The sequence below is a fragment of the Bradyrhizobium sp. NC92 genome (genome assembly GCF_025200865.1).
GTDB lineage: Bacteria > Pseudomonadota > Alphaproteobacteria > Rhizobiales > Xanthobacteraceae > Bradyrhizobium.
This window is the reverse complement of the sequence record NZ_CP104171.1, coordinates 767,841-794,490: the sequence shown is the minus strand read 5'-3', so window position 1 is coordinate 794,490 and position 26,650 is coordinate 767,841. Positions and strand designations below refer to the sequence as shown.

Sequence of the window (26,650 nt, the reverse complement as noted above, 5' to 3'; positions counted from 1 at the left end):
CGGTATCTGGCCCGTGATCCGGGTGGGACGGCTTACGAGCATTTGGAGCATGCTATAGTCTTGCTATCGCACGGCAGCTTCGAGCGAGGTCACATGCGACGGCGCGCATTCATCGGGCTGATGACGGGAGCAATCGGCTGGCCGCTCATCGCACGCGCCCAGCAGTCTTCCGCAACGCCGCGCGTCGTCCAGTTGGGACCGGTCGAAGTTCCCGCGCAGATCGCAGCAACCAAAAGGCTGCTTGCAGAGCTTGGTTACGTCGAGGGGCGGATTCGACTCGAGTTTCGTCACGCAGCCGGAGATGCCGATGCACTACCGGCGCTCGCGCAGGAGATCGTGCGGGAAGGCCGGGTGGACGTGATCATCGCAATCAGCACTCCTGCCGCTCTCGCGGCCTACAAGGCAACGCGAACCATCCCGATCGTGACCCTTGCTGCCGTCGATCCCGTCGCATCCGGACTGGCCGACAGCCTCGCCCGCCCCGGCCGCAACGTGACCGGCATCGCGGTCTTCTCGGAGGAAACCACTGCAAAGCGGATCGAGCTCATGCGGGAAATCCTGCCCCAGGCCGTGCGCCTCGGAACTGTCACGACAAAGGTGTCGAGCGGTGCACAGAGTCTCACGCCTGTTCTGGAGGCCGGCCGCAAGCTCGGCTTTCAGGTTGAAACCATCAACATCGATGATCCCGCAAGCATCGGGACGATGCTGAGCGCGGACAACCTTGCCCAATTTGACGGTCTTGTTTTCGTTCCGGACGTCGTGCTCGGCGGCCACCAGGCCGAAGTCATCAGGCTGGTGAACCTGAGCGGGAAGCCTGCGATCTTTGCTTCACCCGATTGGGTCGCGAACGGCGCCTTCATGTCGTTCGGCCCCGACTTTGCAGACGCAGGGCGCCGCCTGATTGCGCAGGTTGATCGCGTTCTGCGGGGCGCAAAGCCGGGCGACCTGCCTTTCGAACGACCCACCAAGTTCGACCTCAGGATCAATCTCCGCATCGCCAGGGCGCTGGGTCTCGACCTGCCCGCAACCGTTGTCGCCCGCGCCGACGAAGTGATTGAGTAACCGCAGGATTCTACCCGGGCTCAACCGCCCTGCCCCTCGCCCGGTATGCAGGCGTGCGTCTGCACGCCGATCCCTGATCGATCATTGCCCGAGCTGTTGGAGCACAGCAGACCACAACGCGAGCGGCTCCCTGAGCGCTCCGGGTTCGTTCGGCTTTTGGCGAACGGCGGTGTGCACCATGACGAGCTTGGAGGCGGGATCGACCAGGATGAGCTGACCGCGAATGCCGAGCAGGGCAAATCGGCGCTGCTCGCCGGGGAGGAGCCACACCTGATAGCCATAGCCGAAATAGCGCGTGGCCACGTGCGGGGCGAGATGGCCGTCGGCCGGCCGCACGGTCGTGGCATCCAGCAGCCACTGCCGGGGGATCAGCTGCCGGCCTTCCCAGGCGCCGTCATGGGCGAGCAACCGGGCGAGGCGCGCATAATCGCGCAAGGTTGCGTTGAAGCAGCAAAAGGCGATCTCCTGCCCGCTGCCGTCGATCACCCAGGAAGCATCCGCCTCGGTGCCGATGCGGTCCCAGATCCGGTCGTGGAGATAATCGGCAACCGGCGTGCCGGTGGCGGCGCGCAGGACCAGGCCGAGGATCTCGGTTTCAACGCTGGCATAGTGGAATTTGGTGCCTGGCGGTGCAGTTCGGGTGTTGAACTGCGCGACGATGGCGGCGGGATCTTTCGGCGGGCCGGCGAACAGGGCCCGCCCAAGCCGGGCGATGTCGTCGTTCCCGTCGTAGACTTCCGAGAATTCGACGCCCGACGACATGTTCAACAAGGCGCGTATGGACGTGTTGCCAAATTCCGTGCCTGCAAGGCCGGGAACGTAGGTCACGACGACGTCATCGATCGACTTGATCCGTCCCTCCGAGACCGCGATCCCGACCAGCATGGCCACCAGCGTCTTCGCCATGGACTGCGAGACAAAGCGGTGGTGGTCGGTCCGCGCATATTGATAGTGCTCGTACAGGATGGTGTCGTCCCTGGCGATCAGGAGTCCCGTCGCCGGGTTGCGCTTGAGGTAGTCCGCGATGCCGAGCTTTTCGGTACCAAAACTGTAGGTGATCGACGGCTCCGGCGCGCGCTTGAATTGCCAGGCCGTCGTCGCGCGAGCGACCCGGCGCGAGGGATAGATCTCGCCGAAATGGCTGTAGCTGCCGACGAGCCTGTCGAGCTCCGGGGCGGCTCCCCGCGTGCCGACCGGATAGCCTTCCGCCGCGCCGTAGAGCTCGGCATCGGGGCCGCTGTCCGAAAAGACCGGCCCCGGCTTGGCGGGCGCGCTTCGGACGTCCTGCGCGCAGGCCGGGGCCGTCCAGACGGCGGAGGCGAAAATGACGGACAAGAAAAGCCTGCGGCACCCGCGTGGCCTGCACAGCGCTCCCCGGATCATTGCACTTGCCTCCTCGCACGTTCGTGTGTGTGTGCGCTTATGAGAACAACATCGCAGGCCAGTGACACGCGGCATGCTATCACTACGAGCAGACGGTGTCAGCCGGCGGTGGCCACCCGCCTTGCTCTCGCCCCGCAGATAAGTCACCATCCCTCCCGCGCACCATCAACAAGAGCAAAAGCGCTGAGGAAACGCATGAGCAAGCCGTCAAGCTTCGACTATGGCTGGGTCGTTGTCGCCGCAGGTGCGCTGATGACCTGCATCGGGTTCGGTACGATGCTGTCGCTGGCGGTGTTCTTGCAGCCGATCTCCGAGGCGATGGGCTGGTCGCGCGCCGGCGTGTCGGCGGCCGCGACGCTGGATTTCCTCTGCATGGGATTCGCCGCATTCCTATGGGGCACGCTGTCGGACCGGTTCGGCACCCGCATCGTGGTGCTCTCGGGAAGCGTTCTGCTGGGACTAGGTCTCGTCACCGCGAGCCAGGCCGCAAGCCTGTGGCAATTCCAGCTCTGCTTCGGCGTGCTGATCGGGATCGCCGTGGGCAGCTTCTACGCGCCGATGATGGCGCTGGCGAGCGCCTGGATCGAGAAGAACCGCAGCCTCGCCGTGGCGCTGGTCTCCGCCGGCATGGGCGTGTCGCCAGTGACGGTCGCGCCGGCCGCGAGCTGGCTGATCACGGCCTATGATTGGCGCACCGCGATGCTGATGATCGGCTGTGCTGCCTGGGCGCTGTTGATCCCCGCATGCTTCCTGGTGCGTCCGGCGCCGTCAGCCGCGGGCTCCGCAACGACGGACGTGACGCCGGAGGTCGAGATGAACGCGGCGCAGGCACTGCGCACGCCGCAATTCATCGCGCTCGCAGCGGCGCATTTCGCCTGCTGCGCGGCGCATTCCGGCCCGATCTTCCACATGGTGTCCTATGCGATGGTCTGCGGCATCGCTCCACTCACGGCGGTGACGGTCTATAGCGTCGCCGGCGTCTCAGGCCTCGGGGGACGCCTGCTGCTGGGCGCGCTGGCCGATCGCATCGGCGCGAAACCGGTCCTTGTCGGCGGGCTGTTCGTGCAGGCGATGTGCATCGCGACCTATCTGGCGGTGGCGCAGCTCGGCGAGTTCTACGCGTTGTCAGTCGTGTTCGGCCTCGCCTATGGCGGGGTGATGCCGCTCTATGCGGTGCTGGTCCGCGAATTCTTCGGCGCGCGCATCATGGGCACGGTGTTCGGTGCGGTCTCGGCCTTCGCCAGCCTCGGCATGGCGCTCGGACCCTGGGCCGGCGGGATCGTGTTCGACACGTTCCAGCAATACACCTGGCTGCACGCCGGCTCCTTCGCGATCGGGCTTGCGGCGGTCGCAGTCGCACTGAGCTTCCCGACCCGACGGCCATCGCTCGATCTTGGCCGCGCGACGGCGTGACACCGACCTGTGGCGATTGCCGGATTTGATTTTCCCAGCCGAACGTCATGACCATCATTTCTCTTGAGCGCAGCGCCGACACTCTTCCCGCGGATTTTCCCGCGCTGGAGGCCGACGCCAAGGCCGATGGACATGCGCACTTGACCCGTCTGGCGGCGGAATTCGCAACTGATCGCGCCATGTTTCACACGATATTCACCTGCCATCTCGATGGCAGATTGGCGGGTATCGGCGCGATCACCAACGAGCCTGCACCGGCGCCGGTGCCCATGTGGCGGATGCGGCGGTTTTACGTGCACCAGGACTACAGGAGACGCAACATCGCCAGGGCCATCGCGAACGCCTTGCTGCAAGACGCTGCTGGGAAGGTCGCAATGGTCACCGTCCACGCAGGGAATGCCCGCGCTGCGCGGTTTTGGGAAGCGATGGGATTCTCCGCGGTCGACGGCCAACCCTGGTCCCACCAAGCACATCTGCCGATCCCGGAGCCTGCCGGCGGCTCGTGAGCGGCTCTGCAAAGCCTTGCTTCGAGGGCCGGATGCACTTTCTGACGGCGGTCAGATTGGTGTAGCATTCCGTTGTGATCTGATCGTTCCGGCATCGCGAGAGGCCAAATGAGGCGACATGGAATGCAGCATACGGCGCGCGCTCGACGATGACGCCGCAGCCATCAGCGCGGTCATCTTGCGTGCGCTGCGCGAGACGAATGCGAAGGACTATACGGCGGAGATCATCGCGCGGGTCGAGCGCAGCTTCGGCCCGGACGCCGTGCGCCGGCTGATCGGGCAGCGCACCGTTTTCGTCGCCACGATCGGCAGCCGCGTGGTCGGAACGGCAAGCCTCGACGGAAGCGTCGTCCGCACCGTCTTCGTTGCTCCGGACGTTCAGGCTCGCGGGATCGGCAAGCTGCTGATGGCCGAGATCGAGCGCACGGCGCGCGAGCGAAACATTCCGTCCTTGACGGTCCCGTCATCGGTCACTGCAGCGACCTTCTATGCGCGACTGGGGTTCAACACGGTGCGCGACAGCTATTATGGGGAGGAACGCACGACATCATGGAGCGAGTGCTCACTGCGCGGTCCTAGGGCTGGTGGACGCCGATGGCAATCGCTGCGCAGAGTGCGACGCGTCTTGTTTGGCGCGTTTCTCAAGCTTGCACTGAGACGGAGTGATCACGCCACCAGCGCGGCGTCCTCTTCACCGTCGATGCCGCGCTGTGCGGCCAGCAGGCTGATGATCTCCGCATTCGGCCGGGCCTTGCTGAACAGGAAACCCTGGCCCTCATGGCAGCCTTCGGCGCGGAGGCAGCTGAGCTCGGCCTCGGTCTCGACGCCCTCGGCGGTGATGGTGACGCCAAGACCTTTGCCGAGGCTGACGATGGAGCGAATGATCGCCTGGGCCTCGCGGTTGGCGGCGAGATCGCGCACGAAGGACTGGTCGATCTTGATCTTGTCGAACGGGAAGCTGCGCAGATAGCTGAGGCTGGAATAGCCGGTGCCGAAATCGTCCATGGAGATGCGCACGCCGAGCGCGCGCAGCGCATGCAGCGTCGCCAGCACCTGCGCGCTCTTCTCAAGGAGCAGCGTCTCGGTGATCTCGAGCTCGAGCCGCCGCGGCGGCAGGCCGGAATGCTTCAGTGCGTCGGTCACCATCGAGAGCAGATTGCCGCTGCGGAACTGGAGCGGCGACAGGTTGACGGCGACGCGGACGTCGTCGGGCCAGGTCGCGGCATCGAGGCATGCCCGGCGCAGCATCAGCCCGCCGAGCGGATTGATCAGGCCGGTGTCTTCGGCAACCGGAATGAACTCGGCCGGCGACACCATGCCGCGCTCGGCATGCGGCCAGCGCACCAGCGCCTCGAAGCCGGTGATGCGGCCGCTCGTGAGGTCGATCAGCGGCTGGTAGTACGGACGCAGCACGTCGTTCTGGATCGCGTCGCGCAGCTCGACCTCGATCTTGCGGCGGCTCTGCGCCTTCGCATCGAGCGCGGCCTCGAAGAAGGCGAAGCTGCCGCGCGCGTCCAGTTTGGCGCGCGACAGCGCCATGTCGGCGCTCTTGAGCAGCTTTTCGGAATCCTCGCCGTCGCCCGGCGCCATCGCAATGCCGATCGAGGCGCCGATCACCACGGAATGGCCGTCGAGCAGATAGGGATCGGCAATCGCCGCCAGGAGGCGCTTGGCCAGCATCACCGCGTCCTCGGGACGCGCCAGCCCGCTTTGCACGATCGCGAACTCGTCGGAATTGAGCCGCGCCAGCGCATCCTCTTCCCGCAAGGTGGAGCGCAGCCGCTTGGCGACGCCGCGCAGGAGCTTGTCGCCGACCGCGTGCCCCAACGTGTCGTTGACCGCCTTGAAATTGTCGAGCCCCAGCATCAGCAGCGCGACCTTCTCGGCGCTGCGCCGCGTGTGCAGCAACATCTCGTCGACCTGCTGCCGCAGCAGGCTGCGATTGGGCAGGCCGGTCAGCCCGTCATGCTGGGCCATGAAGGCGAGCCGCGCCTCGGCGCGCTTGCGCTCGGTGATGTCCATCAGCGCGAGCAGCACCGCGGGCCGCTCGGCATAGGTCAGCTCGCGGGAATAGATCGCAAGGTCGATCAGCGCGCCGTCGGCCTTGACATGCTTCCAGGTGCGGCCGGCCTGCTCCTCGCCGGTCTCATCGACGGTCCAGGGCGGCTCGCTATCGAAGGCCTGCAGGGAGCGGATCTTCAATCGCTCGAACTCGGCCCGGCTATAGCCATAATGCGCGACCGCGGCATCGTTGACGCCGAGGATGCGCTCGTCGTCCAGCGCGCAGACGATCATGGGCACGGGATTGCCGTCGAACAGCAGGCGGAACGAGGCCTCGCGCTGCTTGAGCTCGGTGATGTCGACGCGCAGGCCGACGACGCCACCGTCATCGGTCAAGCGCTCGTCGATCAGGATGACGCGGCCGTCGGACAGCTTCTGCTCGTGGCGCGCGCCGGGCTTGTAGAGCTTTTGCAGGCGCTCGGCGATCCAGGCGTCCTCGTTGCCGACGGCCTCGGGATAGTCGCCGCGTGCGACGCCGATGCGCAGCGTGTCCTCGAGGCGCGCGCCTTCCTCGAACAGATCGGCGGTCTTGCTGTAGATCTCGGCGTATTTCTTGTTCCAGAGGACGTAGCGGCCTTCGGCATCGAGAAACACGATGCCCTGCGGCAGGATATCGATGGCCTGGCGCAGGCGCTCATGGGATTTGCGCGCGTCCGCGATCGCGGCTTCCGCCTCGGCACGGCTGCGCAGGACTTCGTCGCGTTCGGAAAGGGCACGCGAGGCACGCGCGAAACGCGACTTGCGCGCCTTCTGGCCGGCACGGGCAAGCACGCTTTGCTTTCGCTTTCTTGCTTTTCGAGACCCCAAACTCAACTTCACTCGTCCCAGTCGCGCCCAGCGGCCGCAAGTCTTGGTCGGGAAGTCTTGGGGCAAGTGTCTGAAAAAAAAGTAATCTTGCCCGGACGCGGTCCGCACGCGGCGGCGCTTGCTGCCTGTTTGCGCGGCGCGGCGAGCGGCTGCAGGCGCCATCAGACTGAGTGTGGCGTCGCAATCAATGAGCGATCCGGTGCAAAATTGCGCGCGCGCCTGAATCCGTTCCGAAACCGCGCGCGATTGCATGCCAGCCGCAAGTATTCCCCGCTCAACGCACGAATTTTGGTCAATGCAGGATACGGTTATTGCACCGTTAAGAAGCGGCGGGTCGAGACGCGATTCGGGCGAGCTGCGGTGAGCCGGCGGCGGGCTCAGCGCCTCGTTCTTAACCCTGGTGCAGCATTGGGCTATAAGAGCGTCAGCATGAGTCGCCGCGGCATCACCCTCCTCCTGCTCTCGTTCGTCTGCCTGGGCGCCGGTAGCGCGCTGGCCCAGGACAAGGGCAGCATCACCCCGAAGCCGCTGCCGCCGCTCGCCAATCCGAACGACCCCGATCTCGCCGCGAAGGAACTGTTCGCGCGCAAGCTGCTGCCGTCGAAGGGGCCGACCCATGTCATCGGCTCCTACACCAAGGGCTGCATCGGCGGCGCCGAGCAGATGCCGGTCAACGGCGATCATTGGCAGGTGATGCGGCTGTCGCGGAATCGCAGCTACGGTCATCCCGACATGATCGCGCTGATCAGGCGGCTCGCCGCCAAAGCGCACAAGGACGCGGGCTGGCCCGGCATCCTGGTCGGCGACATCGCGCAGCCGCGCGGCGGGCCGGCGCTGTCGGGCCATGCCAGCCACCAGATCGGTCTCGACGCCGACATCTGGCTGACGCCGATGCCGGACCGCCGGCTCTCGCGCGAGGAGCGCGAGGAAATGTCGGCGGTGATGATGGTGCGCCCGGACCGGCTCGACATCGACCCCAAGGTGTTCACACCAGGCCACGTGCTGGTGCTGCGCGACGCGGCGCGGGAGCCCGGCGTGCAGCGCATCTTCGTCAACGCCGCGATCAAGAAGGCGCTGTGCCGCGAGGCCAAGGGCGATCGCGCATGGCTGTCGAAGATCCGCCCCTGGTGGGGCCACGACTACCACTTCCACATTCGCATGCGCTGCCCGGCGGGAGCCGGCGAATGCGAGGGCCAGCCGTCACAGGCCGAGGACGAAGGCTGCAAGCCCGCCGATCTCGCCTACTGGTTCTCCGACGCGGTGCTGCACCCCAAGCCGCCGCCCGAGCCGCCCAAGCCGAAACCGCCGATGACGCTCGCGCAGATGCCGGCCGCCTGCAAGGCGGTGCTGCATGCAGGCGACGCGAAGCCATAAGGGAAGCTGCCGCGGAATGCACCGTCGTCGTCCCGGGGCGCGAAGCGAGCCCGGGATGACGAACTCAGTTGCCTTTGACGTGGGGCCGCGGCCTGCTATGTTTGCACTGCGATATCCCCGCCGGCCGTAAGCCGTCGCAAGGGACCGTGGAACAGCGCTTCCGCCCGTCGCATCTGCCCGACCCAACGCCAGATTTTGCGCGTGCACCTTGCGCGCGCGAGCTCGCACGGAGCGCATCCCATGTTTCGTCTCTCAGGACTTTTCGCCGCCTTGGTCATTCTCGCCGGCACGGCCCTCGCGCCCGCCGCGGCCGAGGACAAGACCATCACGGTGTTCGCTGCCGCCTCGATGAAGAACGCGCTGGACGAGATCGACGCTGCCTACACCGCCAAGACCGGCGTCAAGTTCAGCGTCAGCTACGCCGCAAGCTCGGTGCTGGCCAAGCAGATCGAGCAGGGCGCGCCGGCCGACGTGTTCGTTTCCGCGGACACCGACTGGATGGACTACGCGATCTCCAAGAAGACCATCAACGAGCCGACACGCGTCAACCTGCTGGGCAACAGCATCGTGCTGATCGCGCCGAAGGATTCCAAGATCGACAACGTGACGATCGCGCAAGGCTTCGATCTGGCCAAGCTCGCCGGCGACGGCAGGATCGCGACGGGCGACGTCAAGTCGGTACCGGCAGGGAAATATGCCAAGGCGGCGCTGGAAAAGCTCGGGGCCTGGCAGGCCGTAGAGTCGAAATTCGCCATGGGCGAGAGCGTGCGCGCGGCGCTGACGCTGGTCGCCCGCGGCGAGGCCAATCTCGGCATCGTCTATTCCACCGACGCCAAGGTCGAGCCGGGCGTGAAGATCGTCGGCACCTTTCCGGCGGATTCGCATCCTGCGATCATCTATCCGGTCGCGGCAACCACCACCGCCAAGCCGGAGACGAACGACTATCTCGCCTTTCTGCGCTCGACGGCGGCCAAGACCATTTTGGAAAAATACGGCTTCAAGTTCCTGATCAGCCCAACGACCTGATTCTTGCAAACCTGATTTCTGCGACCCGATATGACGACTTGATGTTCGAGATCTCTGCCGCCGAATGGACGGCGATCCTGCTTTCGCTCAGGGTCGCCGTCATCGCCACGCTGGTCGCGACGCCGTTCGGCATCGCGCTGGCGTGGCTGCTCGCGCGACGTGACTTCTGGGGCAAGTCGATACTGGACGCCTTGGTGCACCTGCCGCTGGTGCTGCCGCCTGTGGTCACCGGCTATCTGCTGCTGCTCAGCTTCGGCCGCAAAGGTCTCATTGGCGGCTTTCTTGCCGACCATCTCGGCATCGTCTTCGCGTTCCGCTGGACCGGTGCTGCGCTCGCCTGCGGCGTGATGGCGTTTCCGCTTCTCGTCCGCCCGATGCGGCTGTCGATCGAGGCGATCGATCGCCGGCTCGAGCAGGCCGCCGAGACGCTCGGCGCAGCCCCGTGGAAAGTGTTTTTCACGGTGACGCTGCCGCTGGCGCTGCCGGGCGTGCTCGCCGGCATGGTGCTGGGCTTTGCCAAGGCGATCGGCGAGTTCGGCGCCACCATTACCTTCGTCTCCAACATTCCCGGCGAGACCCAGACGATTTCGTCGGCGATCTATTCGCTGATCCAGACGCCGGACGGCGATGCCGCTGCGGGAAGGCTCGTGATCGTCTCGATCGTGCTCGCGATCGGCGCGCTGATCGCGGCCGAGTGGTTCGCCCGCCGCGCCACGCAGCGGCTGCACGGGAATTGACCATGCTGCGCGTCGACGTCGAAAAACAGCTCGGCGAATTCTCGCTTCACGCGTCCTTCAGCAGCGAGGGGCGTGTCATCGGGCTGTTCGGCGCCTCGGGTGCCGGTAAGAGCTCGCTGGTCAACATGATCGCCGGGCTGCTGCGGCCCGATCGCGGCACCATCACGATCGACGGCGAGATCGTCGACGACACCGCGGCGGGCATTCACGTGCCCACTTACCGCCGCCGCATCGGCTACGTGTTCCAGGATGCGCGGCTGTTTCCGCATCTGAGCGTGGCGCAGAACCTCGACTATGGGCGGCGCATGAACGGACTTGCGCCCGATCCGGCGCAGCACAAGCGCATCATCGAGTTGCTCGACATCGGCGCGCTCAGGGATCGCCGTCCCGGGAAGCTGTCCGGCGGCGAGCGCCAGCGCGTCGCGCTCGGCCGCGCGCTGCTGTCGAAGCCCCGCCTCCTGCTGCTCGACGAGCCGCTCGGCGCGCTCGACGAGGGCCGCAAGCTCGAGATCCTGCCCTATCTCGTGCGACTGCGCGACGAGGCCAATGTGCCGATGGTCTATGTCAGCCATGACGTCGCCGAGCTGCGCCAGCTCGCGACGCAGATCGTGATGCTGAAGCAGGGGCGGGTCACGTCATTGGGCGGGGTGAAGGTGCTGACGTGAGGGCCCGTGGCCCATCCCTTGCGAGCGTAGCGAAGCAATCCAGAGACTATCCGGGGCGGCAGTCTGGATTGCTTCGTCGCAAGAGCTCCTCGCAATGACGAGTGCTTCGCTGGCTTTGTCCTGCCAACCACCAGACTTCGTAGGGTGGGGAAAAGCGCGCTCTTCGCGCGCCGTGCCCACGTCGTTCCTGCTGGTGGGCACGGCGCAAGGGCGCCTTTGCCCACCCTACGGCAGCGTCAGACCCCCGCCACCGAGGACCACAGCTCGGCGAGCTTCTTCCGCAGCGCCTGGGTGCGTGTCGGCGGCGGCGGCGTCTCGTCATCCTCCGGCAGGCGCAGGCCGACGACGTTGACGCGGCCACCGGAGATGCTGCGGGCGACCAGCACGATCTCGTCCAGCGCGAGCTCGGCGCCCTCCTTCGGCGCGCGATCGAGATGGACGTCGAAGTAATCGGCGAGCGTGAGCTTGCTCTCGTCCTCGCTCACCTTGACGCCGTAGATCTCGGCGAGCTCGGCGAGCGTGTGCTCGCCGGAGACCATGAAGTCGCCGAGCAGATGCGGATCCGGCGCGGTGCTCGGCTGCATGTCGACGAAGAAGCGGTCGAGCGACTCGGCCTTTTCCGGCGGCGCCAGCAGATAGATGTAGTCGCCCGGCGCGATCGGGTCGGCTTCCGTTGGCGTCAGGATGTTCTCGTTGCGGATGACGAGCGTCGGCTTGGACCAGGACGGGATCAGACCGCGGCGGAAATACAGGCTCTTGGGCCGCACCGGATAACCGACCAGCTGCTGCTCGAGCTGGCCGGGCAGATCGAGCTCGACGCGGCGCGGGCCGCGTTCGGCGCGCGGCAGCGCCACGTGCAGCTTGCGGGCAGCCGGCGCCAGCGTCCAGCCCTGCAGCAGGAGCGAGATGATGACGACGACGAAGGCGACGTCGAAATAGAGATAGGCCTTGGACAGGCCGACCAGCATCGGGATCGAGGCCAGGAAGATCGCGACGGCGCCGCGCAGACCAGTCCAGGCGATGAAGATCTTCTCGCGCCAGTTGAAGCGGAACGGCGACAGGCACACGAACACCGCGAGCGGCCGTGCCACCAGCATCAGGACGAGCGCGACGGCGACCGCCGGCAGCACGCTGGCCCCCAGCCGGCTCGGCGAGACCAGAAGGCCGAGCAGCACGAACATCACGATCTGCGCCAGCCAGGTCGCGGCATCGAGGAAGGTCACCACCGAATTATGGGCGCGGGTCGGCCGGTTGCCGATGATGATGCCTGCGAGATAGACGGCGAGGAAGCCGGAAGCGTGCATGATCTGCGAGCCGCCGAAGATCACGAGCGCGCCCGTGGTCACGAAGGGCGCATGCAGGCCCTGCGGCAGGGCGACCTTGTTGAGCGCGATGACGACGAGCCGGCCGCCGAACACGCCGACGACGGCGCCCAGTGCCGCCTCCAGCACGAACTCCATCAGCACGTGGCCGGCCGAGCTCGAGCCGACCGAGATGTATTCCACCAGCATCAAAGTGAGGAAGATCGCGAAGGGATCGTTGGTGCCGGATTCCGCCTCCAGCGTCGCGCCGACGCGCGGGCGCAGACGCAGGCCCTGGGTGTGCACCAGGAGGAACACGGCGGCCGCGTCGGTCGAGGCCACCACGGCGCCCACCAGCAGCGACTCCGCCCAGTTGAGGTCGAGCGTGTATTTGGCGAACGGCGCCGTGACCAGCGCGGTCAGCAGCACGCCGACGGTCGCGAGCACGAGGGACGGGGCGAGCACGGTGCGGATGCTGGCAAAGCGCGTGCGCAGGCCGCCGTCGAACAGGATCAGGGCAAGCGCGACGGAGCCGACCAGATAGGTGGTGCGGACGTCGTCGAACTGGAGCTGACCGGGGCCGGAATCGCCGGCGAGCATGCCGATGACCAGGAAGACGAGCAGCAAGGGCGCGCCGAAGCGAAGCGCAAGCAGGCTCGAGAGGATGCCGGCCATGACGAGGACGGCGCCGAGCAATATGGCGAGACTGACGGAGTCGAGGGAAGCCATCCACCTTCCGGGTAAAAAATCGCTGGAATTTCATCCTTATCGTCGGCGGACTCGCGCGCCAACCCATTTTCGCGCTTCGCGGCAATCTGCCCGTATTTTACGGCCTTAACGCGCATCACTTCACGGTGTATCGATGGCCCGGCCGCGCCCTGCCCTCGAATCAATTCCTGCCCGCTTGCCGACGAGACCGATGGACATGGACCTCAAAGACTTCATGGAGTTCGTGCAGACCACCGCACGCAGCGTCGGGGCGGAAATCTCCTCACCCTGGTTCTACCTGCAATTCGGTCTCATCCTGGCCGCCGCCGGCATCGCCTATGCCGCGGAAGCCGGCATTCGCAGCCGTGTCGACCTGACCTCGCTGGCGATGCGCTGGCCGCTGCCGCTGCGACACTTCGTTCGGGTCATGGTCGCCAGCGCCTCGACGGCGGTGTTCACGCTGCTCGTGATCGTCTCGCGCGTGGTGATGTATCACGCGACCTGGCCGAGCCGCTCCTATCTCCTGATGGTCGCAGCCAAGCTGGGTTTCGCCTGGCTGGTGATCCGGCTCGTGACCTCGGTGCTGCGCAACGCCTTCATCGTCAAGCTGGTGTCGATCACGGCCTGGTTCGTCGCCGCGCTCTCGATCGTCGGCCAGCTCGATGCGACGGTCGACCTGTTGGATTCCTTCGCGATCGTGCTCGGCGGCCTCAGGCTGACCCCGCTTCTGGTGCTCAAGGCCGGCGCGCTGCTCCTGATCGCGCTCTGGCTCACCAACATCGCCAGCAATTTCGCCGAGAGCCGGATCAATTCGACCACCGACCTGACGCCGTCGGTGCAGGTGCTGCTGGTCAAGATCATCCGCATCGGGCTGCTCACGGTCGCGATCGTGATCGCGCTCGGCGCGGTCGGGATCGACCTGTCGGCACTCGCGGTGTTCTCCGGCGCGGTCGGCGTCGGTATCGGTATCGGCCTGCAGAAGATCGTGGCCAACTTCATCTCGGGGATCATCCTGCTCGCCGACAAATCGGTGAAGCCGGGCGACCTCGTCACCATCGGGGACAATACCGGGCGGATCAGCGCGATGAAGACGCGCTATATTTCCGTCGCCGCCGGCGACGGCCGCGAATTCCTGGTGCCGAACGAGGATCTGGTGACGCAGAAGGTCGTCAACTGGACCTATACCGACAAGAACACGCTGGTGAAGATCGCCTTCGGCACCAATTACGACGCTGACCCGAAATTAGTCTGCAAGCTTGCCGCCGAGACCGCGGAAGCCCACCCACGCGCGCAGAAAGGCAAGCCGCCGACCTGCCTCCTGACCGAGTTCGCGGAGGCCGGGATGAAGTTCTCGCTGACCTTCTGGATCGCCGACCCCGACGGCATGGACAAGGTCAAGAGCGACGTGATGCTGGAGCTGTGGGACGCCTTCAAGCGCGAGGGCATCCGGGTTCCCTACCCCGTCCGCGAAATCCGCATCCGCGGCGGCGCCCTGCCGGTGGAAACCACCGTAGAAGTCCCGAATTAGGTCACTTTCGCCCCCGAGGCTGGCCCCTCGGCTTGCATGAAGCCTGCCAATCATTAAATTGGGGCCTGAAATCAAGCCTTTCCATCGACATCGAGATCAGCCCGAGAAGACCTGACACGCATGAGCTACGTCGACGCCACCGAAACCTCCCTGCGCAAGACCGGACAGATCAAGCTGCACGGGCCCGCCGCCTTTGCCGGCATGCGCAAGGCGGGCGCGCTGGTGGCCAGGTGCCTGGACGAGCTCACCGACATCGTCGGGCCCGGCGTGCCGACCTCCAGAATCGACGAATTCGTCCGCGACTTCGCCTTCAGCCATAGCGCCTATCCGGCGACGCTGATGTATCGCGGCTACCGCTACTCGACCTGCACCTCGCTCAACCACGTGGTCTGCCACGGCATGCCCGGCGATCGTCCGCTGAAGGAGGGCGACATCGTCAACATCGACGTCACCTTAATCGTCGACGGCTGGTATGGCGATTCCAGCCGGATGTATGCGATCGGCCCAATCGCCCGCAAGGCGGAGCGGCTGATCGAGGTGACCTATGAAGCGATGATGCGCGGCATCGCTGCGGTGAAGCCCGGCGCCACCACCGGCGACATCGGCCATGCCATCCAGAGCTTCGTCGAGCCGCAGGGCATGAGCGTGGTGCGCGACTTCTGCGGCCATGGCCTGGGCCGCATGTTCCACGACGAGCCGAACATCATCCATATCGGCCGGCCCGGCGAGGGCGTGCAGCTCAAGCCCGGCATGTTCTTCACTATCGAGCCGATGATCAATCTCGGCAAGCCGCATGTGAAGATCCTCTCCGACGGCTGGACCGCCGTCACCCGCGACCGCTCGCTGTCGGCGCAGTTCGAGCACTCGGTCGGCGTGACCGCGACGGGTGTCGAGATCTTCACGCTGTCGGAGCGGCACGGCGAGAAGCAGATCGGGTGATCTGCGGCACCGCCCTCGTGTGACGCGCGACTGCTGGCGCAATTGACGGTTGCAAAAACGCCGGTCCCCGGCAATGCTGGCGGCCGATGCCCGCCAAGCCTGACCACGACAACAGCAAGCCCGAGGACACGCCGCACTATCTCGGCCATCGCGAGCGGCTGCGCGAGCGCTTCTACAGCGCGGGCGCGGATGCGCTGAGCGATTACGAATTGCTGGAGATGGCGCTGTTTCCGGCGCTGCCGCGGCGCGACACCAAGCCGCTCGCCAAGCTGCTGATCAAGACCTTCGGCTCGTTCCCCGAGGTCGTGCATGCGCCGGTGGCGCGCCTGCGCGAGGTCGACGGGATCGGCGAGTCCGCGATCAACCAGCTCAAGCTGATTGCCGCGGCGGCGCATCGGGTCGCCAAGGGCGAGGTCAACAGCCGCAATGCGCTGTCGTCCTGGAACGAGGTGATCGCCTATTGCCGCACCAGCATGGCGTTTGCCGACAAGGAGCAATTTCGCCTGCTTTTCCTCGACAAGCGCAACCAGCTGATCGCCGACGAGGTGCAGCAGACCGGCACGGTCGACCACACTCCGGTCTATCCGCGCGAGGTGATCAAGCGCGCGCTGGAACTATCGGCGACCGCGCTGATCCTGGTGCACAACCACCCCAGCGGCGATCCCTCGCCCTCGCAGGCCGACATCCAGATGACGAAGGCGATCATCGACATTGCAAAACCGCTGGGGATTGCCGTGCATGATCACATCATCGTCGGCAAGAGCGGGCATGCGAGTTTGCGCGGGCTGCGGCTGATCTAGAGTCTCAAAATCAGATGACAAGGGAACGATGAGCGACTGGCTGCACAATCTGCCGGTGCCCGTCATGGCGCTGGTGATCTTCGGATTCACCTATTTTATGGCCGCGGCGATCTTCGCAGGCATCGCGCTTGTCGCAACGGAGGAGCGTGCCAAATCGCTCAAAGTGATCTCGCCGGGCATGCTGCCCGTGCTCGGCATCATCTTTGGCCTGTTCGTCGCCTTCACCGCAGCGCAGGTGTGGGGCGACAGCGATCGCGCCAGTGCCGCGGTGAGCCGCGAGGCCAGCGCGCTGCGCAGCGCCGTGCTGCTGGCCGGCGGCCTGCCGGCGGAGCAGGAGACGAAGCTGCGCGGCCTGGTGCGCGACTATGTCGGGCAGGCTGTCGCGGTGGAATGGCCGATGATGGCGCATCAGGAGGCATCGCTGAAAGTGACGCCGCCGGCGCTCGCCGATGCCCTGCAGCTCGTCATCACGATGACGCCGCAAGGCACGGGGCAGGCGAATGTGCAACGCGAGCTCATCGCCGCGCTGGAGCAGGCGCTGGATGCGCGGCGGCAGAGGATCATCGTCAGCCTCGCCGCAGTCAATCCAGTCAAATGGTGGTGCCTGTACCTCCAAGCCGCCTGCGCATTGCTGGTGATCGGCCTCGTTCATTGCGACAACCGGCTGGGATCGGCGATCGCGATGGGCCTGTTCGCGACGGGGGTGGCCACCTCCGTCCTGCTGATTGCCGCACACGACCGGCCATTCGCCGGTCAGGTCTCGATCAAGCCGGAGCCGCTGCTGCAGATCATGCCGGAGGCAGCAGCGAAGACCTAGACGGAGGCGCACTCCCTGTCCCGCTTGCCGGAGAGGGTCGGGGAGAGGATGTTTCCGCAATGGGATAATCCCCAAGAGGAAAACCTCACCCGGCGCGCGGACGATGCTTCGCATCGCCCGGACGCGCCGACCTCTCCCGCAAGCGGGAGAGGTGAACCGAGACCGCGGCATTGATCAACCTAAAGCCATTGCGCTTGAGGCCAGATCAGAACATCTGGCTTTTGGCGGCCTTCAAGTGGTCTTCTGCGGCCGTGATGCCGGCGAATGCCTTGAGCGTCAGGGCGGTCGGTTGCGGCTTCCATTCGGCAACCATTTTCTCGGCCTTCTCGAGCTCCGGCTTGGACAACATGGAAGCCATCTCGTTGACATTCCTGGCCGGCGCCACCTTCGAGAGCTTGAAATAGGCATACGACAGGGACACGTCCCTCGGCGTGCCCTTTCCTGCAGAATATGCGCGGGACAGGCTGAAGAGGGCGCTAGGGAGGCCCTGGTCGCCTGCCATCTTCCACCATTTCAGCGCTTCTTCCGAATTCCCTTGCCGGTCGTACATGAGAGCGACATCGTGCTGAGCACGCGCGTAACCGGCCTTGGCGGACACAAGCTTGTATTTCAATGCCTGATCCGGATCCGTTGCGACGACGCCCACGCCCTGCCCGTCATAATAACAGCCGAGCTTATAGGCTCCGAGCGGATCGTTGGCCGCGGCCGATTTTTGAAACCACTCGAATGCCTGGCTGCGATCCTGCGGTGTGCCGATGCCGTTATTGTGCATCATGCCGACATGATATTGCGCCTCCGCATCTCCGCGATTGGCCAACGCCACCATCGCATTGAAGGTACGGGTGTCATTCGCGCTGGCGGGCATCGCGAATAGCAGAAGGCACGAAAAGGCCAGGGCAACGAATTTCATATCAAAGCCCGATCGAGTTTGAACCATTCCGTCTTGGTCGCTCGAGACGGAGAAAAAGTTCGAAATCAGCGATCCTTGGCCTGCCCGGGCGGTCCCGTCAGGGCTCCACCCAGCGCTGCACCGCCTCGGCGGTGTCGGCAGGCGTGGTGTTGAAGCAGATCGCGGCATCCGGCGCCAGGCGGTGGACGAGGTTGAGCACCTTCTCGAACAGCAGCAGGCGCTCCTTCGGCTCGCGCAGGCCGGCGCCGATGACGATGCAGTCGAAGCGCTCATCGCGCAGCGCCGCCACCACGCCGGCTTCGGCTGTGACATCGAGATCGATCAGGCAGCTCGTGACCTCGAAGCCGAGATCGCGCAGGCGCAACAGCTGCGCCTCGATGTAGTCGCGCACGAGCTCCGGCGTCAGATGCGGGAATGCGCTGTAGTCGGCATTGCCGGGTTCGATGCCGATCGCGAGGACGCGCTTGGCCATGAAGGACACTCCTTGCCGGACCGTCTCGTCTTGCTAACGGAGGGATGGCCGGCCGGTTCCCGGAGCGGTGGAGGCCTCGCCCTGGTTCTACCGAGATTTCCCGCCCAAGCTGTAAGCCATTTCACATGCGCCGCGCCGGCGACCTGCCAGACTTTCGGCAGATCACGCTGGAGCCAGGCGCCGATCACGACACCTGGCTCACCTTGGTTTGCACGGCAAGTCGATCGTTCAATCAATTTGCGGGAGCGGAAGATGATTTCATTCGAGAGTTTCAAGAACGAATACGAGCGGAATTGGGCCGGTCTCGAAATCCGGCCCGGACGCCTCGCCGAGGCGAATGCCATCGCCCGCAAGGCGCTCAACGGCAAGGCGACCTATCAGCAGATCGAGCGGCTGACCGGCGTGCCCTGGTACTTCACCGCGCTCTGCCATTACCGCGAATCCAACTTCGATTTCGACACCTATCTGGGCAACGGCGAAACGCTTCATCGCACGACGACGATCGTTCCGAAGGGGCGCGGCCCGTTCGCCACCTTCGTGGACGGCGCCGTGGACGCGTTCAGAATCGAGAACTTCATCGGTGCGCGGGATTGGGGCATCGCGCGGATGCTGTTCCGGCTCGAGGCGTTCAACGGCTTCGGCTATCATTCCAAGGGCGTCAATTCGCCCTATCTCTATGGCGGCTCGACCCTGTACGGCCCGCCGGAAGCAAGAGCCGGAAAATTCGTCCGCGACCATGTGTTCGATCCCGGTCATGTCGATGCCCAGCTCGGCACGGCGGTGATCCTGCATGCGATGATGGCGCTGGATTCGTCGATCGCGCTCGACGACGGCCCGCAATTCGCCGGTCGCACCGAGCCCGAGGATGAGGTGGCTTCGACGGTCATGCTGATGCAGCAGGCGCTGAACAAGCTCGGCGCCAATCCGCCGCTCGTCGAGGACGGCATCAGCGGACCGAAGACCAGGGCCGCCGTCTCGCTGTTTCAGCAGCAGAACGGCCTGAGGGATACCGGGTTGCTGGACGCCGCCACGGTCGCCGCCATCACGCGCGGGATGCAGCAGCCGGGCCCGGCCGGGCAGAACGGCGACCTCTCGCAGATCCTGAAGCGGCTGGAAGATCTCACACAAGTGCTGCGACCGCCGGCAAGCGGCGGGACGCTGCCGGCGATCGTGCCGAGCAACACATTGCCTGCCACCAACGATCCCGTCAGCCTGTTCGAACGGCTGTTCTCCCTCATCAACAAGACAGCGCCCATGCCCGGACCCGTCGCCCCGATGAGCCCCGCCCCCGTCGATCAGCTGAAACAGGTCGTCGATTTGCTCAGCACCCTGCTCAACAACGGCGGCGGCAAGCCGATGCTCGGCCAGGTCAATGGCGCGCTCGGCGAGACCATCGGCAAGCTGCTCGACGGCAAGAAGACCGCGCTCGGCATCGGCGGCTCGCTGATCACCGCCCTGCTCTCCTCGGTGACGGCAAGCCCGAATGCGGGAGGCCTTGCCGGGCTGCTCGGAACCATCGTGTCGGCCGTGCCCGGCCTTGGCCAGTTCGCAATGCCGATCTCGCTCGCGCTCGCCGTCTGGGGCGTGCTCGGCAAGATGGAGAAATGGGCGCAAGGCACCGCGCCGCCGCCGAAGGTGACGACGTGAGGACCCAGGGAGATCGGACTTGGGATGCTTCTCCAGGAGCAGGTGCGCTCCCTCCCCTGCTTGCGGGGGAGGGTTGGGGAGAGGGTGTCTCCACAATCGAGAACCCCCAAGAGGAGAAAGCCCTCACCCGGCGCGCGGGACGATGCTTCGCATCGCCCGGAACGCGCCGACCTCTCCCGCTTGCAAGCGCGAGAGGTTGTCGAGCCCGCGGCTTGGCCCCGCCTACTGGCGCAGCATGATCAGGGGATCGGCGGTGTCGGGGACACGGCGCCACTGCGCGTTGTCGTCGGCCTCGAACTGCCAGGCGTCGCCTGATTTGGACATCAGGATGATCTGGCCGCGCTCGAGCCGCCATTGCGTCGGATTGAACTGCGCGATCGCGGCGTCGCATCTCGGCTTGAGGAAGACCTGGAAATTGTCCGGGCCCGCTTCGGTGTTGGTCAGCGTCAGCCCGCAGATCGGCTGGCCGTTGCCGCGCACCATCGACCAGTCGCCGATCATCTGGTCCATCGACTTCGCCATCGAGCGCGCGGCGGCGAGGTCCTGCAGGATGTAGACGCCCTCGCCCTGGCGCAGGCCTTCGAAGATGCCGGCCTCGACCTCGGTGAAATCGATCACGGCTTCGCCGGTCGCATCCTGCAGGCGCACGATGTCGAGGCCCTTCACGCTCCAGGCGACGATGTCCTTGGTGAAGGGCAGCGCGGTCTTGCAGGCCGGCTCCAGTTCCAGCTTGAAGCCCTGGCCAGCGGCGTCACCCCTCAGCGTGACGACGCAGGTCTTGCTGCGCTCGGTGGTCGAGAGCTCCCACTGTCCGGGCATCTGCTTCTTCAGGCTCGTCGCATCCTGCGCACGCGCGATGCCGGTCGCGGCCAGAAAGGCCGCGATGGCAAATGCGAGAAGGCAACGTGCGATCATCAGCGCCCCTTGAATGGCGTTTCCGCAACCGGCGTCAGCGGCGCCTTGCCGGCGAACCAGGACTTGAGATTGTCGACCACGAGTTGGTCCATGGCGTTGCGCGTCACCACCGAGGCCGAGCCGATATGCGGCAGCAGCACGACGTTCTGCATGGTCTTGAGCTCGTCGGGCACGTTCGGCTCGGCCGCGAACACGTCGAGGCCGGCGGCGAGAATGGTGCCTGATTTCAGCGCCTGGATCAGCGCCGGCTCGTCGACCACCGAGCCGCGCGCGACGTTGACCAGCACGCCGCGCGGGCCGAGCGCCTTGAGCACCTCGGCATTGATCATCTTTTCGGTCGAGGCACCGCCCGGCACGATCACAACAAGCGTGTCCACAGCTTTCGCCATCTCGATCAGATCAGGGTAGTGCTTGTAGGCGACGTCCTTGGAGGGGTTGCGCGAGTGGTAGACCACCGGCACCAGCGAGGCATCGAGCCGGCGCGCGATGGCCTGACCGATCCGGCCCATGCCGACGATGCCGACCTTGCGGTCGCGCAGCGAACCGACGCTGAGCGGATAGTTCTGGGTCTGCCACAGCCCGGAGCGGACATAGCGGTCGGCCTTGATGAACTCGCGCAAGGTCGAGATCAGAAGGCCCATCGCGACGTCGGCGACCTCCTCGGTCAAGACGTCGGGCGTGTTGGTGACGACGATGTTGTGCTCGGCGGCATATTTGGCGTCGATGTGGTCGTAGCCGACACCGAAGCTCGCCACCATTTCCAGCTTCGGCAGCTGCGACAGCGAATCCTTGTCCGCGCGCACGGTATGGTAGGTCACCGCGACGCCGCGGATCCTGTCGCGGACCGCCGGCGTCAGCCGCTCGAGATCGCCGCGCGTCTCCGCCTTGTGCACGACGAAATGATCGGAAAAGCCGTTCTCGAGAATCGGCCGCACCGGCCCATAGATCAGAAGGTCGATCTTTTCGGACGAAATCGAACCGGCAGCCATCAGTTTTCCTTTCCAAGCGCGCTTTCATGCCAGCGCCGTAAAACGAGGTGGGAAACTAGCGCCAGCACCCCATAGATGACAATCCCGGCCAGCGACAACAGAAGCAGCGCTGCAAACATGCGGGGTATGTTCAAGCGATAGCCCGATTCGGCGATCCTGTAGGCGAGCCCGGAGCCGGCGCCGGCCGTTCCGGCCGCGATCTCGGCCACGACGGCGCCGATCAGCGACAGGCCGCCGGCGATGCGCAGGCCGCCGAGGATATAGGGCAGCGCCGCCGGCAGCTTGAGGAAGCGCAGGGTTTGCGGCTTCGATGCGCCATAGAGCTGGAACAACCCGGCCAAATTGCGGTCCACCGAGTTCAGCCCGAGCGTGGTATTCGACAGCACCGGGAAGAAAGCGACAATGAAGGCGCAGACGACCACCGCGGTCTGCTGCTCCAGATAGATCAGCAAGAGCGGCGCGATCGCGATGACGGGCGTCACCTGGAGCACGATGGCATAGGGGAACAGCGAATATTCCACCCATTTCGACTGGTTGAACAGCAGCGCCAGCGCGATGCCGCCGATGCTGGCGGCGACAAAACCTTCGAGCGTGGTTGCAAGCGTGGTCGCCAGCGATTGTGACAGCACCGCCCAGTCCTTGATTAGTGTCAGCACGATGACCGAGGGCGCCGGCAGCACGTAAGGCGGGATCTCCTTGATGCGGACCACGAGTTCCCAGGCAAGGAGGCCGGCCGCGAAGACGATGACCGGCAGCACGAAGCGCATCGCGCGTTGCGCGCCAGAGGATTTTGCCGGCACGGGAGCTTGCGCGCTCATAGCGTCGACTGCTCCGAATAGGACGGCGCCAACGCGGCGGACACGCGTCGGCAATAGTCGGAATAGGCCGCCGAGGTGCGAAACTCCTCAGCCCTCGGCTCGACCGTCTCGATACGGATGTCGGCCTGGATGCGGCCGGGCCGCGCCGTCATGACCACGACGCGCTGCGACAGATAGACGGATTCGAACACCGAATGGGTGACGAAGATGACGGTCTTGCGCAGGGACCGCCACAGCGCCAGCAGATCGTTGTTGAGGCGGAAGCGCGTGATCTCGTCGAGCGCGGCGAACGGCTCGTCCATCAGGAGGATATCGGGATCGGTGACGAGCGCGCGCGCCAGCGACACCCGCATCTTCATGCCGCCGGAGAGCTCGCGCGGAAAGGCATCGGCGAAATCGGCAAGGCCGACACTCGCCAGTGCCGCGTCGGCACGCGCGCGCCCCTCCGCCTTCGGCACGCCGCCGAGCTTCAGCGGCAGCCGCACGTTCTCACGGACGTTGGCCCAGGGCATCAGGGTGGGCTCCTGGAACACGAAGCCGATGCCGTGACCCGGCTGCGGCACGCCCTCGTGCCGTGCCACCCGCACCGTGCCCGACGACGGCGCGCTGAGCTCGGCGATCAGCCGCAACACCGTCGATTTGCCGCAGCCGGACGGGCCCAGCAGCGAGATGAACTCGCCCTTGCGAACAGCAAGATCGAGCGGGCCGAGCGCCATCACGCCGTTGTCGTAAGTTTTGGTCACGCCGCGCAGGCTGACGGCGAGAGCGGTCAGACTGGGCTCGACGGCGGGTGGCGTTGAGCTCGCTACCATCGATCGCTGGTCTTTGTGAGGCTCGGTCGCGCCGCGTCTTTCACCTCTCCCCAACGGGGAGAGGTCGGCGCGCAGCGCCGGGTGAGGGGCCTCAGGTCCCACGAGAGAGCGTAATCCCTCACCCGCACCGCATCTGACGATGCGATGCGATCTCTGCCTTCGGGAGAGGTGGGCCCCAGCCGCACCGCCGTGCCTGATCTCAGCATCTACGGCTTGTTCGGGCGCAGCTCGACGCCGACGCCCTTGTTGACGAAGCGCAGCGTGTAGGATTTGCGGAAGTCGAGATCCGCCTTCACGACGCCGGCCTTGACCATCTTGTTGAAGAAGGAGGCATAGCGCTCGTCGCTCATCGCACCGATGCCGTTCTTCAAGCTGTCGCCGGAATCGACGATGCCGTGCTCTTTCATCTTGGCGACGGAATAGGCCAAGAGATCGTCGGTCATCTCCGGGTTGAGCTGCTTGATCAGGGCATTGCCGGCGGAATTGTCGCGGTAGATGTAATTGTACCAGCCGATCATGGAGGCATCGACGAAGCGCTGCACCAAGTCGGGCTTCTTCTCGACGATCTCACGGCGGGTTTCGATCAGGGTCGAATAGGTGTTGAAGCCGTAATCGGCGAGCAGCAGCACGTTGGGCTTGAAGCCGGCGGCCTTCTCCACCGCGAAGGGCTCGGAGGTGACGTAACCCTGCATGGCGCTCTTGGGATTGGCGATGAAGGGCTGCGGATTGAAATTATAGGGCCGGACGTTCTTCTCGCTGAAGCCGTATTCGGACTTCAGCCACTGGAAATAGCTGGTCATGCCTTCCTTGGAGACGAACAGCGTCAGCGGCTTGAGATCCTCGATCTTGGCGACCTTGGCGTCGGGCTGCGTCAGCATCACCTGCGGATCCTTCTGGAACACCGCGGCGATGCTGACGACGGGAACGTTGTTGGCGACCGCGTCGAACGACATCAGCGTGTTCGCGGCCATGAAGAAATCGATCTTGCCGGCAATCAGCAGCATCCGGTTGTTCTCGTTGGGACCGCCGGGGACGATGGTGACGTCGAGACCGTATTTCTTGTAGGTGCCGTCGGCGACCGCCTGGAAGAAGCCGCCATGCTCGGCCTCGGCGACCCAGTTGGTGCCGAAGGTGACCTTGTCGAGCGTTTGGGCGCGCGCCGGCGCAAAGGAGGCGACAGCGGCCAACAAGCCTGCAATTAACGCTCGCCGCAGATGAAAGGGGGGCATGATGGCACTCCGTCGACCCTGGCTGGTCCAATCGTCTCTGGTTCAAGTGAATGCAACGCGATAAAACCGCATGACATCAGGGGATGCGAGCCGGCCGGGCCCGCATCCCCTCATAGCGCAAATTACGTGACAAATTCGGGCAAGGAAACCTCGATGACGCCCTCTCGCGACTGGATCGACATCGACTGGGCTCATGCGAGCCCGGGCGAGGTGTCGCGCTGGATCGCGGTGCTGCCGCTGGCGGCAACCGAGCAGCACGGCCCGCATCTGCCACTGACGACGGACGTGCTGATCGCGGACGCCTATCTGGCACGTGTGCGCGAGCTGTTGTCCGCGAGCGTTGCGGCGAGCTTCCTCCCGGTCGAACGGGTCGGGATTTCCACCGAGCATATCGACTATCCGGGCACGCAGACGCTGCCGACCGAAATGGCGCTGAAGAAATGGACTGGGATCGGCGAGGAGGTTGCACGCCGCGGCGTGAGGAAGCTCGTCATCGTCACCAGCCATGGCGGCAACAGTGCAGGGATGATGCTGGTTGCGCAGGACCTTCGCGCGCATCAAAAGCTGTTCGTGGTGACGACGTCGTGGTCGCGGCTCTCGGGCGCGGACACATTGTTCCCGGCCGATGAAGTGCGCCACGGCATTCACGGCGGCGCGGTCGAGACCTCGATCATGCTGGCGCGCTATCCTGATCAGGTGCGCAAGGATGCGATCGCTGATTTTCCGGCGAGCAGCATCGCGATGGAGCAGCAATATCGCTGGCTGTCGACGCAGCGGCCGGCGCCGTTCGCCTGGCAGGCGCAGGATCTCAACGCCAGCGGCGCAGTCGGCAACGCGACGCTGGCTGAGCCAACGAAGGGCGAGCAGTTGCTCGATCAAGGCGCGCGCGCCTTTTGCGAGCTGCTGGGAGAGGTCGATAACTTCGACGTGAACAGGCTCGCCAAGGGGCCCCTCGGCTAGCCCGCATCTACCTGAAACCATTCGAGAAATGACGGGATTCCGGCAGCGCCAGATGCGCTTTCGAACCGGACACGGCATGCCTCCGTCCAACTGGGCACGCGGGCCACAACGGACCGCCTCAACCCGGATGGAGTTTCACATGTCGATCAAGACCAAGATTGCCGCCGCAGCTCTCGCTGCTCTCGCCGTCACCGGCAGCATCGCGTCCACCACCACCTCGGCCGAAGCCAAGCAGCCCGGCTGGGTCTGGGGTGTCGGTGCCGGCATCGCCACCGCCGCCGTCGTCGGCTCCGCGATCGCCGCCAGCAACGATCCCTATTACCACGGCTATCACCGCTGCGGCTGGGTCGCGCAGTACAACGCCTTCGGCCAGTACGTCGGCCGCGTTCGCACCTGCTACTGATCTGAGTACCTGAGGCCGATCTCCACGTGGATCCTGCGTCCGACACGGGCGCCTCATCCACCCCGTGTCGTGCCCCCGACCCCGCCCGGCGTCCCCCCGGGCGGGGTCATTCGTTTTGAGCCCGGCGAATTTGTTGCAGCCGCGTCACACAGCGGTGCGAACTCTTCTCTGCGGCGATGCGCATCAGTTGCTATTGCGAATTAATCGCAATAAGGTTTGTCGCAGGTTCAGGAACTTGGGACGAAGTCGCGACGAATCGAGATCATCTCGGCCGGTCGCCTCAATCGCCGAGGCTTGGTGACAGAATCGTCGCGACCCGTCAGGGATATTGCGGCGGGTGGAACAGATTCGCGTTTGGGGGCGTGCGT

Annotated in this window: 24 protein-coding genes and 1 pseudogene; 15 read left to right on the top strand and 10 right to left on the bottom strand. The window is 65.3% G+C overall.

Annotation, left to right across the window (positions count from 1 at the left end; translation table 11 throughout):
- The first annotated feature begins 93 nt into the window (after positions 1–93).
- Positions 94–1,062, top strand: a complete 969-nt coding sequence (locus N2602_RS03720) for an ABC transporter substrate-binding protein (RefSeq protein ID WP_260381806.1) — start codon at positions 94–96, stop codon at positions 1,060–1,062.
- An 81-nt stretch (positions 1,063–1,143) separates the two neighbouring features.
- Here the strand turns inward: N2602_RS03720 and N2602_RS03715 are convergent, their stop codons facing one another.
- Positions 1,144–2,397 carry a serine hydrolase gene (locus N2602_RS03715; RefSeq protein WP_260381805.1) on the bottom strand — a complete coding sequence of 418 codons (1,254 nt, stop codon included), beginning with the start codon at positions 2,395–2,397 and terminating at the stop codon, positions 1,144–1,146.
- Positions 2,398–2,640: 243 nt separating this feature from the next.
- Between N2602_RS03715 and N2602_RS03710 the strand changes: the two genes are divergently transcribed.
- From N2602_RS03710 to N2602_RS03700, 3 genes and pseudogenes are all read left to right on the top strand, one after another.
- A complete protein-coding gene (locus tag N2602_RS03710; RefSeq protein WP_260381804.1) occupies positions 2,641–3,858 on the top strand; it encodes an MFS transporter in 1,218 nt (405 codons plus the stop codon).
- 47 nt (positions 3,859–3,905) lie between these two features.
- Positions 3,906–4,364: a GNAT family N-acetyltransferase gene (locus N2602_RS03705; RefSeq protein WP_260381803.1), complete on the top strand. Its 459-nt coding sequence runs from the start codon at positions 3,906–3,908 to the stop codon at positions 4,362–4,364.
- A gap of 118 nt (positions 4,365–4,482) precedes the next feature.
- A pseudogene (locus tag N2602_RS03700) lies at positions 4,483–4,830 on the top strand (GNAT family N-acetyltransferase); the annotation flags it as partial.
- A 200-nt stretch (positions 4,831–5,030) separates the two neighbouring features.
- Here the strand turns inward: N2602_RS03700 and N2602_RS03695 are convergent.
- Positions 5,031–7,196: an EAL domain-containing protein gene (locus N2602_RS03695; protein ID WP_172786651.1), complete on the bottom strand. Its 2,166-nt coding sequence runs from the start codon at positions 7,194–7,196 to the stop codon at positions 5,031–5,033.
- Positions 7,197–7,661: 465 nt separating this feature from the next.
- Here N2602_RS03695 and mepA point away from each other — a divergent pair, with 465 nt between their 5' ends.
- From mepA to modC, 4 genes are all read left to right on the top strand, one after another.
- Complete coding sequence (gene mepA, locus N2602_RS03690) at positions 7,662–8,606, top strand: penicillin-insensitive murein endopeptidase (protein WP_260381802.1); 945 nt, start codon at positions 7,662–7,664, stop codon at positions 8,604–8,606.
- Positions 8,607–8,846: 240 nt separating this feature from the next.
- A complete protein-coding gene (gene modA, locus N2602_RS03685; protein WP_260381801.1) occupies positions 8,847–9,632 on the top strand; it encodes a molybdate ABC transporter substrate-binding protein in 786 nt (261 codons plus the stop codon).
- 41 nt (positions 9,633–9,673) lie between these two features.
- Positions 9,674–10,369 (top strand): molybdate ABC transporter permease subunit, encoded by a 696-nt coding sequence (modB, locus tag N2602_RS03680; RefSeq protein ID WP_172786648.1) that lies wholly within the window; start codon positions 9,674–9,676, stop codon positions 10,367–10,369.
- 2 nt (positions 10,370–10,371) lie between these two features.
- A complete protein-coding gene (gene modC, locus N2602_RS03675; RefSeq protein WP_260381800.1) occupies positions 10,372–11,034 on the top strand; it encodes a molybdenum ABC transporter ATP-binding protein in 663 nt (220 codons plus the stop codon).
- A gap of 236 nt (positions 11,035–11,270) precedes the next feature.
- Here modC and N2602_RS03670 read toward each other — a convergent pair whose 3' ends face one another.
- A complete protein-coding gene (locus tag N2602_RS03670; RefSeq protein ID WP_212259422.1) occupies positions 11,271–13,064 on the bottom strand; it encodes a potassium/proton antiporter in 1,794 nt (597 codons plus the stop codon).
- A 190-nt stretch (positions 13,065–13,254) separates the two neighbouring features.
- Here N2602_RS03670 and N2602_RS03665 point away from each other — a divergent pair, with 190 nt between their 5' ends.
- The 4 genes from N2602_RS03665 (at position 13,255) to N2602_RS03650 (ending at position 17,127) form a co-directional block, all read left to right on the top strand.
- Positions 13,255–14,571, top strand: a complete 1,317-nt coding sequence (locus N2602_RS03665; protein WP_260381799.1) for a mechanosensitive ion channel family protein — start codon at positions 13,255–13,257, stop codon at positions 14,569–14,571.
- Between the two features lie 120 nt (positions 14,572–14,691).
- Complete coding sequence (gene map, locus N2602_RS03660; RefSeq protein ID WP_260381798.1) at positions 14,692–15,510, top strand: type I methionyl aminopeptidase; 819 nt, start codon at positions 14,692–14,694, stop codon at positions 15,508–15,510.
- 86 nt (positions 15,511–15,596) lie between these two features.
- Positions 15,597–16,310 (top strand): RadC family protein, encoded by a 714-nt coding sequence (gene radC, locus N2602_RS03655; protein WP_260381797.1) that lies wholly within the window; start codon positions 15,597–15,599, stop codon positions 16,308–16,310.
- 28 nt (positions 16,311–16,338) lie between these two features.
- Positions 16,339–17,127: a DUF4239 domain-containing protein gene (locus N2602_RS03650; RefSeq protein WP_260381796.1), complete on the top strand. Its 789-nt coding sequence runs from the start codon at positions 16,339–16,341 to the stop codon at positions 17,125–17,127.
- Positions 17,128–17,332: 205 nt separating this feature from the next.
- On the opposite strand, the gene N2602_RS03645 is transcribed toward N2602_RS03650, so the two are convergent.
- A complete protein-coding gene (locus N2602_RS03645; protein WP_260381795.1) occupies positions 17,333–18,037 on the bottom strand; it encodes a tetratricopeptide repeat protein in 705 nt (234 codons plus the stop codon).
- 97 nt (positions 18,038–18,134) lie between these two features.
- Complete coding sequence (locus N2602_RS03640) at positions 18,135–18,509, bottom strand: hypothetical protein (RefSeq protein WP_260381794.1); 375 nt, start codon at positions 18,507–18,509, stop codon at positions 18,135–18,137.
- A gap of 252 nt (positions 18,510–18,761) precedes the next feature.
- Here N2602_RS03640 and N2602_RS03635 point away from each other — a divergent pair, with 252 nt between their 5' ends.
- Positions 18,762–20,156: a peptidoglycan-binding protein gene (locus N2602_RS03635; RefSeq protein WP_260381793.1), complete on the top strand. Its 1,395-nt coding sequence runs from the start codon at positions 18,762–18,764 to the stop codon at positions 20,154–20,156.
- 222 nt (positions 20,157–20,378) lie between these two features.
- On the opposite strand, the gene N2602_RS03630 is transcribed toward N2602_RS03635, so the two are convergent.
- The 5 genes from N2602_RS03630 to N2602_RS03610 form a co-directional block, all read right to left on the bottom strand.
- A complete protein-coding gene (locus tag N2602_RS03630; RefSeq protein WP_260381792.1) occupies positions 20,379–21,071 on the bottom strand; it encodes a protease inhibitor Inh/omp19 family protein in 693 nt (230 codons plus the stop codon).
- Positions 21,071–22,060, bottom strand: coding sequence for a 2-hydroxyacid dehydrogenase (locus N2602_RS03625; protein ID WP_260381791.1), 990 nt, complete (start codon positions 22,058–22,060; stop codon positions 21,071–21,073). Before N2602_RS03625 ends, N2602_RS03630 begins: the two co-directional genes overlap by 1 nt.
- On the bottom strand, positions 22,060–22,878 hold the full coding sequence (locus N2602_RS03620) for an ABC transporter permease (RefSeq protein WP_212259415.1): 819 nt from the start codon (positions 22,876–22,878) through the stop codon (positions 22,060–22,062). Before N2602_RS03620 ends, N2602_RS03625 begins: the two co-directional genes overlap by 1 nt.
- Entirely contained in the window at positions 22,875–23,690 is an 816-nt protein-coding gene (locus N2602_RS03615; protein WP_260381790.1) for an ABC transporter ATP-binding protein, read from the bottom strand. Before N2602_RS03615 ends, N2602_RS03620 begins: the two co-directional genes overlap by 4 nt.
- A gap of 206 nt (positions 23,691–23,896) precedes the next feature.
- Entirely contained in the window at positions 23,897–24,919 is a 1,023-nt protein-coding gene (locus N2602_RS03610; protein ID WP_172786632.1) for an ABC transporter substrate-binding protein, read from the bottom strand.
- Between the two features lie 153 nt (positions 24,920–25,072).
- Between N2602_RS03610 and N2602_RS03605 the strand changes: the two genes are divergently transcribed.
- Both N2602_RS03605 and N2602_RS03600 read left to right on the top strand, forming a co-directional pair.
- A complete protein-coding gene (locus tag N2602_RS03605) occupies positions 25,073–25,879 on the top strand; it encodes a creatininase family protein (RefSeq protein WP_260381789.1) in 807 nt (268 codons plus the stop codon).
- 139 nt (positions 25,880–26,018) lie between these two features.
- Positions 26,019–26,282 (top strand): hypothetical protein, encoded by a 264-nt coding sequence (locus N2602_RS03600; RefSeq protein WP_036045494.1) that lies wholly within the window; start codon positions 26,019–26,021, stop codon positions 26,280–26,282.
- The last annotated feature ends 368 nt before the right edge of the window (positions 26,283–26,650 follow it).

Coding starts and splice junctions, on each gene's coding strand:
- N2602_RS03720 (WP_260381806.1), top strand. CDS start 94: ATGCGACGGCGCGCATTCATCGGGCTGATGACGGGAGCAATCGGCTGG.
- N2602_RS03710 (WP_260381804.1), top strand. CDS start 2,641: ATGAGCAAGCCGTCAAGCTTCGACTATGGCTGGGTCGTTGTCGCCGCA.
- N2602_RS03705 (WP_260381803.1), top strand. CDS start 3,906: ATGACCATCATTTCTCTTGAGCGCAGCGCCGACACTCTTCCCGCGGAT.
- mepA (WP_260381802.1), top strand. CDS start 7,662: ATGAGTCGCCGCGGCATCACCCTCCTCCTGCTCTCGTTCGTCTGCCTG.
- modA (WP_260381801.1), top strand. CDS start 8,847: ATGTTTCGTCTCTCAGGACTTTTCGCCGCCTTGGTCATTCTCGCCGGC.
- modB (WP_172786648.1), top strand. CDS start 9,674: ATGTTCGAGATCTCTGCCGCCGAATGGACGGCGATCCTGCTTTCGCTC.
- modC (WP_260381800.1), top strand. CDS start 10,372: ATGCTGCGCGTCGACGTCGAAAAACAGCTCGGCGAATTCTCGCTTCAC.
- N2602_RS03670 (WP_212259422.1), bottom strand. CDS start 13,064: ATGGCTTCCCTCGACTCCGTCAGTCTCGCCATATTGCTCGGCGCCGTC.
- N2602_RS03665 (WP_260381799.1), top strand. CDS start 13,255: ATGGACATGGACCTCAAAGACTTCATGGAGTTCGTGCAGACCACCGCA.
- map (WP_260381798.1), top strand. CDS start 14,692: ATGAGCTACGTCGACGCCACCGAAACCTCCCTGCGCAAGACCGGACAG.
- radC (WP_260381797.1), top strand. CDS start 15,597: ATGCCCGCCAAGCCTGACCACGACAACAGCAAGCCCGAGGACACGCCG.
- N2602_RS03650 (WP_260381796.1), top strand. CDS start 16,339: ATGAGCGACTGGCTGCACAATCTGCCGGTGCCCGTCATGGCGCTGGTG.
- N2602_RS03645 (WP_260381795.1), bottom strand. CDS start 18,037: ATGAAATTCGTTGCCCTGGCCTTTTCGTGCCTTCTGCTATTCGCGATG.
- N2602_RS03640 (WP_260381794.1), bottom strand. CDS start 18,509: ATGGCCAAGCGCGTCCTCGCGATCGGCATCGAACCCGGCAATGCCGAC.
- N2602_RS03635 (WP_260381793.1), top strand. CDS start 18,762: ATGATTTCATTCGAGAGTTTCAAGAACGAATACGAGCGGAATTGGGCC.
- N2602_RS03630 (WP_260381792.1), bottom strand. CDS start 21,071: ATGATCGCACGTTGCCTTCTCGCATTTGCCATCGCGGCCTTTCTGGCC.
- N2602_RS03625 (WP_260381791.1), bottom strand. CDS start 22,060: ATGGCTGCCGGTTCGATTTCGTCCGAAAAGATCGACCTTCTGATCTAT.
- N2602_RS03620 (WP_212259415.1), bottom strand. CDS start 22,878: ATGAGCGCGCAAGCTCCCGTGCCGGCAAAATCCTCTGGCGCGCAACGC.
- N2602_RS03615 (WP_260381790.1), bottom strand. CDS start 23,690: ATGGTAGCGAGCTCAACGCCACCCGCCGTCGAGCCCAGTCTGACCGCT.
- N2602_RS03610 (WP_172786632.1), bottom strand. CDS start 24,919: ATGCCCCCCTTTCATCTGCGGCGAGCGTTAATTGCAGGCTTGTTGGCC.
- N2602_RS03605 (WP_260381789.1), top strand. CDS start 25,073: ATGACGCCCTCTCGCGACTGGATCGACATCGACTGGGCTCATGCGAGC.
- N2602_RS03600 (WP_036045494.1), top strand. CDS start 26,019: ATGTCGATCAAGACCAAGATTGCCGCCGCAGCTCTCGCTGCTCTCGCC.